Raw genomic sequence first — 12,222 nt, 5'->3', positions numbered from 1 at the left:
TGGGGAGGCATGCTGCGACGAATGTTGCGGAGGGCAACTCTGCTGCCCACGCGGAAAGTGCGGTACACGCGTGCTTGTCCGGGGAGGGCCCGGCGTACCTTACTGCACAGGTTAAGGATCTGCGGGGAAACCTCGCCGGCTGGACAAGCAAGCGAAGAAGGAAGCGTAGGGCGTACGAAATTGAGATCCTGTACGCCCTACTTCTCCTCTGCTTGTTCGTCCAGTAGGCCCGGAACTCCTATGGCTCCGGCCAGCCGCCAGTCAGTTGATCAGTGGGTGCGGCGGCGGGGTGCCAGGACCTCGGTGACCTTGGCGATGGCCTCAGGTCCGGGTTTGACGTAGCGCATGGCGGTACGGGGTTCTTCTGCCGGCTCTTGTCCATGATGAGCTGCAGCGCGACCTCTTCCTCGCCGAGGTGGGTGGCAGCGCTGTGGCGCAGCTGGTGCAGATCGAGGCCGACGTACTTCTCCAACAGGACGTGGGCGCGGTCGTATCCCAGGCGGGCGCGGCCGGTGTGCGGACAGATATCACCGGCCGCCATACGGCGGGCGGGGACGGGGCGGCGTTCGGACAGGAACAGCGGGCCGCGCGTGCGCGGGCTGCCGTCCGGGAGCCGGAGCAGGCGGGGCAGCAGGTGAGCGGTGCCGCTGTCCCAGTACACGCACTCGATCTGGTGATTGGTTCCTGGAGTACCACGGCAGCCTCTCGTCCCAGGAGATGGAAGCCGCACGGGCCTACCACCGCATCGCCGAAGGTGTGTGATCCACATCACTCACCCTTCCTCTTCTCGACCTAGTCTCTAAGTCGTGGGGCCGCTGACCCCTGGCGCGGCCCCGAGAGGAGCGTTCCCCAGTGACCAAGAAGACCAAAATGAGTGCTGCGGAGGAGCGGCGCGCGAAGATCGCCTACGCGGCAACCGGTGAGCTCGCGGGCCACGCCATTGGGGCCCTCACCGGCCCCCTCCACCCGGTGGTACAGCCCGTCGTGGCCGCAGGTGTCCGCGAGTTTGGGGATGCGGTCATCGAGGCCGTCAAGAAGGGCGAGTATGAGCCCATCGACATGACTGGCATTCAGGGCCTTTAGCCCATCGAGAGCCTGAGAGGTCCAGGAGCGGCCATGCCACTCCTGGACCTCTGCCCACCCCATCCGGGCTGACCGGATCATCGCGGTGTTTCTGGGCGCGGTCAGGCCGGCCTCCGGGGAGGATCGGGCCGGATTTTGGCGCTACAAAAGCGATCTTGACGACGATTCGATGACGAGGGCAGGCATGGACCGGTAGACGGAGCGGCGTGCCAGGGTGGCCGCACATCTCACATACGTACTCAGCGTTCGTGGACGGCATGGGGGCACCTGGTCGCCGACCTGCGCGGGCCAGAGTTCGGCGGGATGCGGCACAGTCTTTGGCGGGCGGCCTGTGCGGCTCGGGTTCTGCTCTGGCCGCCGTGTCCGCGACGGCGAACATACTTGCGCGCGACCAGCGGGTGATCTGATGCCGCAGTGCGTCGATCGCGGCCTGCAGAGCGTCGGCCCGCTCAGCAAGCTCGGGCTCGGTGTTGACGACCGGCTGCATGCCTTCCGCGAGCTGGTCCGTGGTGAGCGGCTGGATCATCCAGTAACGGCGGGTAAGGACAAGCCGGTCGAGGTCAGATGCGCCGATGCTGCTCCGCAGGGGCATAGACGGCGTTGTCCGCCCATTTCGCGTAGGCCCAGGTGGTTTCGATCAAGTTACCGGACGTCCCCCGGGCGTTGACCACCTCGGCATGGACGTGGAGGAGCGCCTGCGGAAGGTTGTCCCGGTCCGTGCCGAGGCGAGGCGTCATCAGCACCTGCTGATCGTCTCAGAACCTAGCTAGGAGCGGTAGCGGTCCGCGTGCTCCGGAAGTCGGGATCCGGTCCCGCTTCGCAAGGGGCCACTGGCCCCTTGCTGGCGTCCTCGGCGGGCGGGGGCATGTTCGGGAGCAGACCGCCTTCTGCGGCGCCCTCACATCTGGGCAGGTCAGGGCAGGCCAGGACATATCCGTTGGATTTCCGCGATCACTGCCGAGACCGATGTAGCGGCCCGGCTGGTCAGGCCGGCCATGCCGTCGCGCGACCGGCAGCGCGGCCGCGTTCCGGGTCCGCCGGCACCGCTCAGCGCTGCTGCGGCCCGGCTTGTCGCCGACCGGCTCGGCCGGGACCAGGTGGTGCCGCTTCATCGGGTCGCCGGCGGTCGCCTCCCACGCCTGGTCGCGCCGACCGGCGAGGTCACCGTACCGGCGACCTCGCCGGTGGGAGCAACGACGTTCCAGCGGTGGCGGTCGTGGTCGGCCTGGGTTTGGGCCAGCCGCGAGCCGGGCGCGCCGTCCTCCGCCACGTCGGCTTACGTCGCGGTCGCCCGGCGGCGGTCCTTGAAGTCGGCGGCCACGGCGGTCAGCATCTTGATGGAGGGGTAGGCGCCACGCTTGCCCGCGCCTGTGGTGATCGGGTGTCGGTTTCCGAAGTCGTCTGCGCGGATGCGCGAAGTGGTCTGCACACTGCGGCACACCGTGGACGCGGTCAGGGCCCGCGTGGTGCGGGCGCCGGGGTGAGCGGTGGTGAGGAATCACTGTCCATCACACATAGTAGTGGCATTACTACATATTGTGACGCCATAGGGGTGTTCGATCCTGCGACACCCGATCGAGAGGATCGCCGACGGTGGGATGGTGAGCGGAGGAACGTCGGTGATCTGCTCGCAGGCGCGGTCTTGGCCGGTCAAGGCGTGGTGGAAGCTGAGCGGGCTGGTCTGGGCCCACATGCGGGCTTGTGGTCGGTCTCCTACCACGTCCGCCCCTCGATCAGCGTGCCCACGACCGCGCAACTGTGGGTCACCACAGCCCTGTTCAAGAACGGACAACTCCTCGCCGGCACCGAGGCCCTGAGCGGCATCGAGAACTCCGACGCAGTGGTCCAGGACACGATCGGGCAGACCTTCCTGCACAACTTCGCCGTCGGGGATGTCCCGACCCTCCACGCCTACCGCATCGGGCAGGCCGGCTCGGCCGCCATCATCAGCAACGGAGACGGACGCACCACAATCGCGGCGCACTGGGTGAGGTGACCTGAGCAGAACCGCAGCCCCCTGAACGTGCGGCCGCCGTCTCGAGGGGCAGCATTCTCCATCACGAGCCAGGGCGTCGTTGACATCACGCTACGCCGCCTGGAGCCTTCACAAGGTTACGGTCGATGGCGTTCCGGGGCGTTGATCTTCCGACGCCCCGGGCCGCCTTGCGGGTCATCAATTCAGCGGGTGCCGTCATTGAGCCGATCGGTGTTGACTGCGGCGTCGACGGCTCGGATCTGGCTCAGCTTCGATGAACACAAAGCGTGACAGACAAATCGCTATAGGTGATATCCGAAAGGTGAAGCAAACATGCACAAAACCACCGGACTTTACGCTCTGATCGTGGGAGCCAGCGCAGCAGCCGCCCTGCTGGCGCCCAGCACGACCGCCACCACCCAGACGGCGTCAGCAACGGCGACCAGTGTCGACTGCGGCGTACACCCCCAGGGCTGGTCCGGATGGAGCAGCCGCTGGAAAGAGGGCCAGTTCGGCACCGTCGACGGCCAGATCTACGTGTGTCGGGACGGCCAGCTCGTGAAGTGGTGAGCCATTGGTGCCGGCTTCCTTTCGCTCGCATCGCTGATGGAAGTCGACACCCACGGTTCTCTGATGAACGGCGCCCACCACGATGGGGATCGAGGAGGAGTCCGCAGGAATCAGCGGTAGTGCACCACGCCTGCTGCCTGGTGCCCAGGTGGACCGTCTCAGTGGAGTAAACGGCAGCCCATCGATGGGATCCGCTGGCGGTTGCGGGTGGGTACGCCGTGGCGGGACGTGCCGGAGTGCTTCGGTTCCTGGCGGGCGGTGTACGGGTTGTTCGTCCAGGATCGCCACGGCCGGGTGGCGGCCGGTTTGCGCGGAGTGTTGGTTCAGGGGATGTTGACGGTGACGTTCAGGGTCTTCATCGAGATGCGAGAGCTGTCGACGTGGCCCTCGTTGCGCCAGTAGCCGCCTTCCTTGGTGACGCCGGCGGTGACCTTGTAGCGGCCGCTGGTCAGGCCTTCGAAGGTGTGGGTGGCGGTGGCATGGCGGCCTTTGAGCGTGGCGCTGATCTCGCCGGGAACGGGGGCGCCGGTGGGCTTGTTCAGCCAGAAGTGACCCGTCAAGTGGCAGCCGAAGACGCACTTGTTCTCTTCGTACCAGGCGAGGCCCCAGTAGTAGAAGAAGTCGCCGCTGAAGGTGGCCTGGATGGCGTGGGTGCCGTTGGCGCGCTTGAGCACGCTGGCGCACATGTGCACGTTGCCCTTGGACGACTTGTCGGAGGAGTAGAAGGTCTGTGAGCCGCTGCCGGGGTCGCAGGTGGCGGCCAGGACGCGGTGGAGGGCATCTGGGCGGTCGGCGGCCGCAGCCGCCGCAGGGGCAGCGGCGGGGATGGCTGCTGCGGGGATGGCTGCTGCGGCTGCGAACGCCAGGGCCGCCAGACCATGGGCGGTCTTGCGGTCGTCGTTGCGGGGCCCGCGGCCGGCGGGTCGGTGCCGCGGATCCCCCTTACCCACATTGTTGCTTGATGAAGTCACTCCGTGACTCTAGGTGATATCACTGGTGGTGGCCAGTCCCGCACCGGCCGGCTGCTTTTCCGCCCGCCGTGCGGCACCTGCTGATGGCCGCTCTCGGCGCCCGCGGCTGTATCGGTGGTCGGCAACGGTTCCGCCTCGGCCAGGGCGCGGTAGACGCTGGCCACCATAGGGTGCCGACCCTTGTACTTACCGGCAGGGGTGATCGGGAGAGTACATCGCGCTTCAAATACAGCACTGTTACCAGCGAAACGGGCGTCGATTAACGGCAAAATACCTGCTCAGAAGTAGCTCGCCGGGGCAAGGAGCAGCATTCGGATACGGTGAAGCACAAGCGTAGGGTTACCAGCCTCGATACGAGAACCGCCGGCGCCCCAGGTCACCGACCACAGCCGGCACGTCGAACACGGCTGAGCCCTCACTCCCGAACGTTCACCGGAGACCGCGCCGGTCGACCTGGTTCAGCGCAGCTTGGCGAAGAAGGCGAGCATGTCGGCGACCAGCAACTCGGGGGCTTCCATCGTGAGGAAGTGGCCGCCCTCGTCCAGCTCGGTCCAGTGGACGATGTTGTGGTCGCGTTCGGCCCATTTGCGGATGGTCACGTCGTGAGCGGAGACCAGCACGCCGGTGGGGGTGGTCCCGCGCAGGGCCGCCGCCCAGTCGCCCGCGCCCTCGCTCCAGGCACTTGTGCCTTCGGCCCAGTCCCCCGTGTCCTCCCCCGTGTCCTGCCCCGTGTTCTCGCCCGAGTCCGCGGCTTGGTTCCAGGCGTTCGCGGTGATCTCCTCGTAGTAGATCTGCGCCGCCGATCCGGCCGTGCCAGTGAACCAGTAGATCGAGACGTCGGTGAGCATGCGATCCCGGTCGACGCTGTCCTCAGGGAGCCCGTCCACGGGGTGGGTGAGCTCCTTGAACTTCTCCACGATCCAGGCGAGCTGGCCGACCGGCGAGTCGTTGAGCGCGTACGCCACGGTCTGAGGGCGCTTGGAGTTGCACTGCAGGTAGCCGTCGTTGAAGCTCTGCATCGCCTGCCAGCGGCGCTGCTCGATCTCGGTGAGACCGTCCATCTCGCCTTCGGCGCCCACCGGGAAGGTGATCATGGCGTTGAGATGGATGCCGATGACGTGGTCGGGGTCCTGCCTGCCGATCTCGGGGGCGACCCAGGATCCGGTGTCGTAGCCCTGCACACCGTACCTGTCGTACCCGAGGCGGGCCATCAGCTCGATGAGCAGCCCGGCCATGCGTGCGGCGCTCATGCCCGGCCCGGCCAGCGGGGTGGAGAAGCCGAAGCCGGGCAGCGACGGGATCACCAGGTGGAAGCCGGCCTTGGTGAGCGGGCCGATCACGTCGAGGAAGTCCACGATCCCGCCCGGCCAGCCGTGCAGCAGCAACAGCGGCACGGCGTCGGGCTCGGGCGAGCGCAGGTGCATGAAGTGCACGTTCTGCCCGTCATGGTGACTGACGAATTGGGGGTGCTCGTTGAGCGCAGCCTCGTGGGCCCGCCAGTCGTAGGCGGTGCGCCAGTATTCGGCGAGCCCACGCAGGTAGCCCACCGGAACGCCGCGGCTCCAGCCGACGCCGGGCAGTTCGTCCGGCCAGCGAGTGCCGGCCAGCCGCGCGCGCAGGTCGTCGAGCTGGGCCTGCGGGATGTCGATTCGGTAGGGGTGAATGCCCTGTGGGATTGTCATGTCCATGACGTTAGAACGCTCTTAGGACAGATTCGGTCCTAAGAGCGTGGCAATCTGGAAGGCATGGCGGACACCTCCGCGCGGCTGCTACGGCTGCTGTCGCTCCTGCAGACCCATCGCCACTGGTCCGGCGCCGACCTCGCCGAACGGCTAGGAGTCGCCACGCGCACGGTTCGCCGCGACGTGGAGCGGCTGCGCGAGTTGGGCTACCCGGTGCACGCCACACAGGGCGCCGCCGGGTACCAGTTGGGGGCCGGTGCGTCGCTGCCGCCGCTGCTGCTGGACGACGACGAGGCGGTCGCCGTGGCCGTCGGGCTGCGTACGGCGGCGGGCGGCTCGGTCGCAGGGATCGAGGAGACCTCGCTGCGGGCGCTGTCCAAGCTGGAGCAGGTGCTGCCGTCGCGGTTGCGGCACCGGGTGAACGCACTCAACGTGGCGACCGTGCGGGTCGGCGGCACCGGGCCCACGGTGAGCCCGGACACGCTGATGGCCATCGCCGAGACCTGCCGTCGCCGTGAACGCCTGCGCTTCGACTACACCAGCCCTCGCGGTGGTGAGAGCATCCGGCAGGTCGAGCCGCACAGCCTGGTCAGCTTCGGCCGCCACTGGTACCTGGTCGCGTGGGACCTCGACCGCGACGACTGGCGGACCTTCCGGGTGGACCGGCTGACGCCCCGCACCCCCACCGGCCGGCGTTTCCCGCCCAGAGAGCCGCCGGAGGGCGACGTCGCGACCTACCTGGCGCACCAGTTGTCGTCGCGGACCTGGCCGTGCCAGGCCACCGTTCTCCTGCACGAGTCCGCGGCGGCCGTGGCGGAGCGGATCTGGCCGGGCATGGGAGTCGTCGAGGCGGTGGACGATCTGAGCTGCCTGCTGCGCGTCGGCGCGGAGACCCCGTCCGACCTGGTGTGGATGATCACCTCGCTGGACACCGGGTTCACGCTGGTCGACGGCCCGCCCGCCCTCGCCGATGCCCTCCGCGTCCAGGCGGAGCGCTGTCTGCGCGCCGTGTTCATGTGAGCTCTCCCATCAGTGGGTGAGCGCGGTTTCCTGGTCGGTGGCGTCCTGCTGCGGCGTCTTGCCGTTCCGGATGACGATCAGGGCCAGGACGGCGGCGGCCACCACGCCGGCGCCTGACCGTCTCCCTGCGCCCGCCGGTTCGGCCCAAATCCCGGTCGAACCGGGCCCGCGCCGGCCGGTGGCCGCGCCACTGATAACACCCCGTGGTGGGCGCCGCCGGCTACTACGCGATCGCCGGCGTCATCGCGGTCGAGGTCGGGGCGATGGTCAGGCACACCGCCGCCGCCCTGACGCTGCTGCTGGGGTACGCCATGGTCGCCGAGTCGCTCGTGCAGGCGGTCCCCGGCGTGGGGGGCGGGGATCTACCGGTGGCTGCCCTTCAACGTCGCCAAGCAGTTCCTCATCGGCGCCCCCGAGCCCGGCACAGGCCAGCCGGGCCCGCCCGCCCTCGACCTCGGGGATGCGGGCGACGCCGTTGCGGTCGCCCCGATACAGTACTTCCTTGCCGTCGCGGCGGGAGGTGACGGTGCCGCCGCGGCGCAGCAGGGCGGGTTGCTGGGACCCGGCGGGCTGGCTGGTATCGGTGGGCTCAGCGACTTGGTTGACCGACGGCTGGCGCATCCGAACAGACCGCCCCCAGGTGGTCGATGTGCGCGTGCGTCAGCAGGATCGCTCGTACGTCTTCGGGCCTGCGGCCGATCGAGCGGATGAAATCCTCCACCGCGGCGACATCGCCCGGCCATCCGCCGTCGATGAGTGTCAGATCGTCTCCCTCCCGCAGGAGGACCCAGTTGACATCAGTTCCGCCGAGCAGAAAACGTTTCCGGTCACCTCGGTCATGGCTACTGCCTCCCCACCGGTGCACGAGTGAAACGGGGGGTTGACCAGCATCGGAACGAGAATCCGCGCTAGTGAGCAGGCCACCGCCCCCAGCGGCGGGCTCTGGACGCTGCGCTACTGGCCGTCTCCTCCGAACGCCCCTGACCGGCCGCCCTGGCACAACCGCCGCTCTCCCCTACTGGCTACCCGGCCCACGTCACATCGAAGACCCGCAGAACTCACCTCTGACTACATGTTCGGCTCGAAGGCGTGAAGGAGTGGCGCTTCGCCTGGTTTCAGGTCGGCGATGAGCAGGAGGACGTCGTCGGGGTCGTCGGGTTGACGCAGCGCGCGCAGAAGGTCCTCGCAGGTGTCCTCCCTCGAGCGCCGGGGACCGTCCAGCAGCTGGCACAGGGCCTGTAGGCGCTCGTCGATGGGGTCGTCGCGGGTCTCGACCAGGCCGTCGGTGTACAGAACCAGCCGGCTGCCCTGGGCGGCCGGGAAGGTGATGGTGGTGAAGGCGGCACCGCCGACCCCCAGCGGCGCGCCTGGGGGAGACCTCGATGAGCGTGGGCGGGCCACCGGTCGCGATGAGCACCGGTGGCAGGTGCCCGGCCGTGGAGATGGTGCACTGGTCACGTTCGGGGTCGTAGACGACGTAGACGCAGGTGGCGAAGGGCAGCTCCAGGTCGGTGGCGATGGCGTCGAGGTAGTCGAGCACCTTGGAAGGGTCCAGCGCGGCCAGGGTGCGGGTGGCTATCCGCAGCTGGCCCATGGCAGCGGCGGCGGCGATGCCGCTGGCCAGCTCGCCTGCCAGAAGCAGGTCGTCATGGTCAAACGGCACCTGATTGCGGGTTCGAGCCATGTCCAAGGCGCCGATCACCTCACCATGGGCGATGAGCGGGACCGTGAGGTAGGAGTGGACGCCGGCGTGGGCCATCAGCGCGGCGGCGCTGCCCGTATCTGCGCATGCCTTACACGCCACCGCGGGAGGACCGCGGCGAGAAGATCCGCGCCGCGCAGCGCGCCGCCCGCCACCGCGAGCCAGCTCTCTCGGGCAGCGGCGGCGGCCGTGACCCGCAGGAGGAACGCCAGGTCCGGCTGACCGCTCAGCGCATCCTGACCGCCCGCCTGCGCTACGACGACTCCCCTGCCCCACGCCGCCGGTGGCCCTCCCACCGCCCCGACCCCAACTGACCGCCAACCTCGTCGTCCGGGCGGCGGACGGCGCTGACCACCCTCCTGCGCTATGACCGGCGCCTCGGGCGCGTCGTGTGGCCGCCCCTGTCGGCGATCCATCGCCGGCTGGCTCCCCGGGTGCTCCGCGACGCCGCCGCGAGGATGACCCGCGACGGCGTCCGGTAGCGCCCGGTCAGGTGCGCCCTGACCGGGGACGACAGGGTCAGCCGCGCCTGGCGGACGGCCAGCCGTGCCCCCAGCCGCCCTGGACCATGGTCTGGAACGCCCACCCGTCCTCGGTGCGCACCAGCAGGTCGGCGTAGTGCATGCGGTGCTCCTCGCCCTCGATCGTCATCGTCGCCTCGGTCTCCACGACCACCAGGTTCCGGCTGACGAAGCGCGGCGTGCGCGTCGAGCGCAGGTCGAGCCCGGCGGTGCCGCCGCCCATGGCCTGCTTCATGCCCTCGACGTACTCGGCCCGCGTCCACTGGGCGACGCTCGCGTGGCCGTCGGGCACGTCGGTGGCCACGTTCATCGGGAAGACCGCCAGGTCGGCGAGCCGCTCGATCGCGCCCTCCTCGGCCAGCGCGTCGTAGGCGGCGAACCAGTCGTCGATGTTCTTCAGTTCCTGGGTGCTCGGCTGGTACATGCTGCTCCTCCTCAAGTCGTACAACGTACCGTACAGCATACGGAGAGCAGTCGCGCACCGATGGTCAAGCCTCGCCCCGACCGGTTCGGACAGGATGAGACGTGACCTGCCGGCCAGGAAAGGACGACGATGACGCGACAGCCGCACGAGCCCACCAGTTCTGCGCACTCGTAGTCGGTGTCCGGGGCGGCGGCGGGCGAGGCGGCAAGGCATGCGAGGCTGAACGCGAGGGCGGTGGCTGCGAGGGGCGTGGTGGGACAGGGATGCCCTGGTCGAGCCTCATCTTCGAGCGATGCGCCCAGCGGCGGGCAGAATACGTGCGTACCCGGCGAAAGCGGTTGCGCAGGTCGTCATGATGGTGACATGACGTGGACAGCACCCGACGTAGAGCGGGGACCTCGGACGGACATGGCCTGTGGCGAACGCGAGATGCTGGATGACTGGTTGAAGCTCCGCCGGCTGTTCCTGCTGCGCAAATGCTCCGGCCTCACCTCCGAGCAATTGAAGACCGCCGCCGCGGAGCCGTCCAACCTGACGCTGCTCGGTCTCCTGCGGCACATGACGGAAGTCGAGCGCTGGTGGTTCCGGGAGAAGTTCCTGCACGAGAACCTGCCCGAGCTGTACATCACGGAGGAGTACGAAGACGGCGACTTCGACCTGGTGGCCGACGCCGACGCCGAGGCCGACTACGCCGCCTTCCTCGCGGAGACGGCTGCCTGCGATGCCGCGGTTGCGGACATCGACCTGGAGGAGCTGGCCGACGACCCCCGGGCGCCGACCGGCAAGGTCAGCCTCCGCTGGATCTACATCCACCTCCTGGAGGAGTACGCGCAGCACACCGGGCACGCCGACCTGATCCGAGAGCGCATCGATGGGGCCACGGGGGCATAGCGGCTCTCCCGGCATCACCCGTATCCAGCTCCAGCCGCCTCACCGACGTACCCGCTGATCAGCTGAGCGGTGGTCAGCCGTAGCCCCAGGACGCCGAGCGGGCCGACGAAGGTTTACGTGCTCGTGGGCATGGGGCCGTACAGGGCTGAGCCGTAGAGGGCTGGTCCGATCTCGTTGATGGACCACTGGGACAGCTGGACATGGAAGTTGTCGACGTTGCCGATGCCAAGGATGGCAGCCAAGCAGTTTGCGGATCTGCCGCTCTTCTTCGGCGTCCGCTGCGGACGCGCGTACAGCGGTTTCGGCGTGACAACATCCCTGAGATCATCGTCTCCCAGGTCGGCAGGCAGGGATGTTCGGCCGCTTTCGGGAACTTCGCAGTAAGTCCGACCAACCGCCTTCGCTACTGTGTGCCCAAGATCAGAAGGGGGTGGCTGGGAGCCCGACCCCATGGCAAGCAACAGGAGGATCTATGGGGAACGGTGGACGCATACGTCTGGTCCGGTGGGCGCGAGGCGGTTTTGCCCTGGTCTGCAGTGGTCTTCTGGCCGCGTGCGGAGGGTGGGTGCAACCGGACCGGTCTGCCCCGGACCTGGCGGTCACGCCCAGGACGTCTGCCCCGGTGAGTCCGTCGCCCTCTCCGTCGGGCGCCTCGTTCGAGGGACGCGGTCCGGTGTTGTCTGTGAAGAAGGGGCCCTATCCGCACTCGGTTCAGATCGTGGACGCCCAGCTCAGTCCCGACGCTCCGCAGTCCCCGGCGCCGCGGGGCCTGACATACATCCAGCTCGTGTTGAAGGTCACCAGCACTCCGGGACGCCCCCTGAAGGCCCCGCACCCACAGGCGTACTGGGTGGTCCGGTACGACGGATGCAAGGCCGCCCAGGACGCCAACAGCCAGGTCAGCTGTGGCGGCATGGACAACGGGACCAACTACTTCACCGAAGAGGAAATGCACTCCCCCGAGTACGGCACCGGCGTTTCGAAGCAGTTCGGCGATCTGGCGGCGGACACTCCGTACTGGACTCGTGCCTGGCAACTGGTACCGGAGAAGGCCGATCTGTCGCGGGCTCAGCTGTGCGAGGGGGTACGTACCGGCACCCCGGACAACTGCATCCCTCTCGGGACGGTTCGCCAGGACGGCGAGCAGAGCCCGGCGGCAGGCTGACCGGCCTTGGCCGGGCGCTGTACGGGGTGGGGTGGTCTGCGTGCCCTACGGTTTGTGAGAACTGACCCCCTCCTCGTCCACCTGGCTCGGCTACGGCTCCCTGCTGCCCTGCTCCTTGCTCCTCGCTCGCGGGGGTGCTGGTCGGTCCACCACCGCGCACGCCGCGACTTGCTACGGCGGCGGGTCCTACCTCAGCAGCAGTAACTCCCCACCTCCCC

At 68.5% G+C, this 12,222-nt stretch carries 16 protein-coding genes and 2 pseudogenes; 8 read left to right on the top strand and 10 right to left on the bottom strand.

Annotation, left to right across the window (positions count from 1 at the left end; all coding sequences use genetic code 11):
- Positions 1-238: 238 nt before the first annotated feature.
- The gene (locus ACNF49_RS29630) at positions 239-661 is read right to left on the bottom strand and encodes a hypothetical protein (RefSeq protein WP_482939531.1); all 423 of its coding nucleotides are present in this window, start codon (positions 659-661) and stop codon (positions 239-241) included.
- A 191-nt stretch (positions 662-852) separates the two neighbouring features.
- Here ACNF49_RS29630 and ACNF49_RS29625 point away from each other — a divergent pair, with 191 nt between their 5' ends.
- Complete coding sequence (locus tag ACNF49_RS29625; protein WP_482939530.1) at positions 853-1,083, top strand: hypothetical protein; 231 nt, start codon at positions 853-855, stop codon at positions 1,081-1,083.
- 560 nt (positions 1,084-1,643) lie between these two features.
- Here the strand turns inward: ACNF49_RS29625 and ACNF49_RS29620 are convergent.
- Complete coding sequence (locus ACNF49_RS29620; protein ID WP_482939529.1) at positions 1,644-1,826, bottom strand: hypothetical protein; 183 nt, start codon at positions 1,824-1,826, stop codon at positions 1,644-1,646.
- Positions 1,827-2,359: 533 nt separating this feature from the next.
- Entirely contained in the window at positions 2,360-2,512 is a 153-nt protein-coding gene (locus tag ACNF49_RS29615; protein ID WP_482939528.1) for a hypothetical protein, read from the bottom strand.
- A gap of 270 nt (positions 2,513-2,782) precedes the next feature.
- Here ACNF49_RS29615 and ACNF49_RS29610 point away from each other — a divergent pair, with 270 nt between their 5' ends.
- From ACNF49_RS29610 to ACNF49_RS29600, 3 genes and pseudogenes are all read left to right on the top strand, one after another.
- Entirely contained in the window at positions 2,783-3,079 is a 297-nt protein-coding gene (locus tag ACNF49_RS29610) for a hypothetical protein (protein WP_482939527.1), read from the top strand.
- A gap of 345 nt (positions 3,080-3,424) precedes the next feature.
- On the top strand, positions 3,425-3,628 hold the full coding sequence (locus tag ACNF49_RS29605; RefSeq protein ID WP_498703189.1) for a hypothetical protein: 204 nt from the start codon (positions 3,425-3,427) through the stop codon (positions 3,626-3,628).
- A gap of 159 nt (positions 3,629-3,787) precedes the next feature.
- Positions 3,788-4,030 (top strand): annotated as a pseudogene (locus ACNF49_RS29600) (transposase); the annotation flags it as partial.
- Here ACNF49_RS29600 and ACNF49_RS29595 read toward each other — a convergent pair.
- On the bottom strand, positions 3,952-4,578 hold the full coding sequence (locus ACNF49_RS29595) for a hypothetical protein (RefSeq protein ID WP_482939525.1): 627 nt from the start codon (positions 4,576-4,578) through the stop codon (positions 3,952-3,954). The pseudogene ACNF49_RS29600 and the gene ACNF49_RS29595 sit on opposite strands and share 79 nt — an antisense overlap.
- A 479-nt stretch (positions 4,579-5,057) precedes the next feature.
- Positions 5,058-6,281 carry an epoxide hydrolase family protein gene (locus ACNF49_RS29590; protein WP_482939524.1) on the bottom strand — a complete coding sequence of 408 codons (1,224 nt, stop codon included), beginning with the start codon at positions 6,279-6,281 and terminating at the stop codon, positions 5,058-5,060.
- A 63-nt stretch (positions 6,282-6,344) separates the two neighbouring features.
- Here ACNF49_RS29590 and ACNF49_RS29585 point away from each other — a divergent pair, with 63 nt between their 5' ends.
- Positions 6,345-7,301 (top strand): helix-turn-helix transcriptional regulator, encoded by a 957-nt coding sequence (locus tag ACNF49_RS29585; protein ID WP_482939523.1) that lies wholly within the window; start codon positions 6,345-6,347, stop codon positions 7,299-7,301.
- 589 nt (positions 7,302-7,890) lie between these two features.
- Here the strand turns inward: ACNF49_RS29585 and ACNF49_RS29580 are convergent.
- The 3 genes and pseudogenes from ACNF49_RS29580 to ACNF49_RS29570 all read right to left on the bottom strand — a co-directional run.
- Complete coding sequence (locus ACNF49_RS29580) at positions 7,891-8,166, bottom strand: MBL fold metallo-hydrolase (protein WP_482939522.1); 276 nt, start codon at positions 8,164-8,166, stop codon at positions 7,891-7,893.
- Positions 8,167-8,369: 203 nt separating this feature from the next.
- Complete coding sequence (locus ACNF49_RS29575; RefSeq protein ID WP_482939521.1) at positions 8,370-8,702, bottom strand: SpoIIE family protein phosphatase; 333 nt, start codon at positions 8,700-8,702, stop codon at positions 8,370-8,372.
- Positions 8,703-8,757: 55 nt separating this feature from the next.
- Positions 8,758-9,060, bottom strand: a pseudogene (locus ACNF49_RS29570) (GAF domain-containing protein); the annotation flags it as partial.
- A gap of 29 nt (positions 9,061-9,089) precedes the next feature.
- Between ACNF49_RS29570 and ACNF49_RS29565 the strand changes: the two are divergent.
- Entirely contained in the window at positions 9,090-9,317 is a 228-nt protein-coding gene (locus ACNF49_RS29565; protein ID WP_482939520.1) for a hypothetical protein, read from the top strand.
- A gap of 205 nt (positions 9,318-9,522) precedes the next feature.
- Here the strand turns inward: ACNF49_RS29565 and ACNF49_RS29560 are convergent, their stop codons facing one another.
- Positions 9,523-9,948, bottom strand: a complete 426-nt coding sequence (locus ACNF49_RS29560; RefSeq protein ID WP_482939519.1) for a nuclear transport factor 2 family protein — start codon at positions 9,946-9,948, stop codon at positions 9,523-9,525.
- A 429-nt stretch (positions 9,949-10,377) separates the two neighbouring features.
- Between ACNF49_RS29560 and ACNF49_RS29555 the strand changes: the two genes are divergently transcribed.
- Positions 10,378-10,839 carry a DinB family protein gene (locus ACNF49_RS29555; protein ID WP_482939518.1) on the top strand — a complete coding sequence of 154 codons (462 nt, stop codon included), beginning with the start codon at positions 10,378-10,380 and terminating at the stop codon, positions 10,837-10,839.
- 113 nt (positions 10,840-10,952) lie between these two features.
- Here ACNF49_RS29555 and ACNF49_RS29550 read toward each other — a convergent pair whose 3' ends face one another.
- The gene (locus tag ACNF49_RS29550) at positions 10,953-11,081 is read right to left on the bottom strand and encodes a hypothetical protein (protein ID WP_482939517.1); all 129 of its coding nucleotides are present in this window, start codon (positions 11,079-11,081) and stop codon (positions 10,953-10,955) included.
- Positions 11,082-11,512: 431 nt separating this feature from the next.
- On the opposite strand from ACNF49_RS29550, the gene ACNF49_RS29545 reads away from it, so the two are divergent.
- Positions 11,513-12,004, top strand: coding sequence for a hypothetical protein (locus ACNF49_RS29545; RefSeq protein WP_482939516.1), 492 nt, complete (start codon positions 11,513-11,515; stop codon positions 12,002-12,004).
- Positions 12,005-12,222: the final 218 nt, after the last annotated feature.

The sequence above is a fragment of the Actinomadura sp. ATCC 39365 genome (genome assembly GCF_054392275.1).
The sequence above is the reverse complement of the archived record's forward strand: the minus strand, read 5'-3'. Positions and strand labels throughout refer to the sequence as shown.

What these genes read in the sequence shown, in the direction of transcription:
- ACNF49_RS29590 (WP_482939524.1), bottom strand. Translation starts at nt 6,281, where the DNA reads ATGACAATCCCACAGGGCATTCACCCCTACCGAATCGACATCCCGCAG.
- ACNF49_RS29585 (WP_482939523.1), top strand. Translation starts at nt 6,345, where the DNA reads ATGGCGGACACCTCCGCGCGGCTGCTACGGCTGCTGTCGCTCCTGCAG.
- ACNF49_RS29565 (WP_482939520.1), top strand. Translation starts at nt 9,090, where the DNA reads ATGCCTTACACGCCACCGCGGGAGGACCGCGGCGAGAAGATCCGCGCC.
- ACNF49_RS29560 (WP_482939519.1), bottom strand. Translation starts at nt 9,948, where the DNA reads ATGTACCAGCCGAGCACCCAGGAACTGAAGAACATCGACGACTGGTTC.
- ACNF49_RS29555 (WP_482939518.1), top strand. Translation starts at nt 10,378, where the DNA reads ATGCTGGATGACTGGTTGAAGCTCCGCCGGCTGTTCCTGCTGCGCAAA.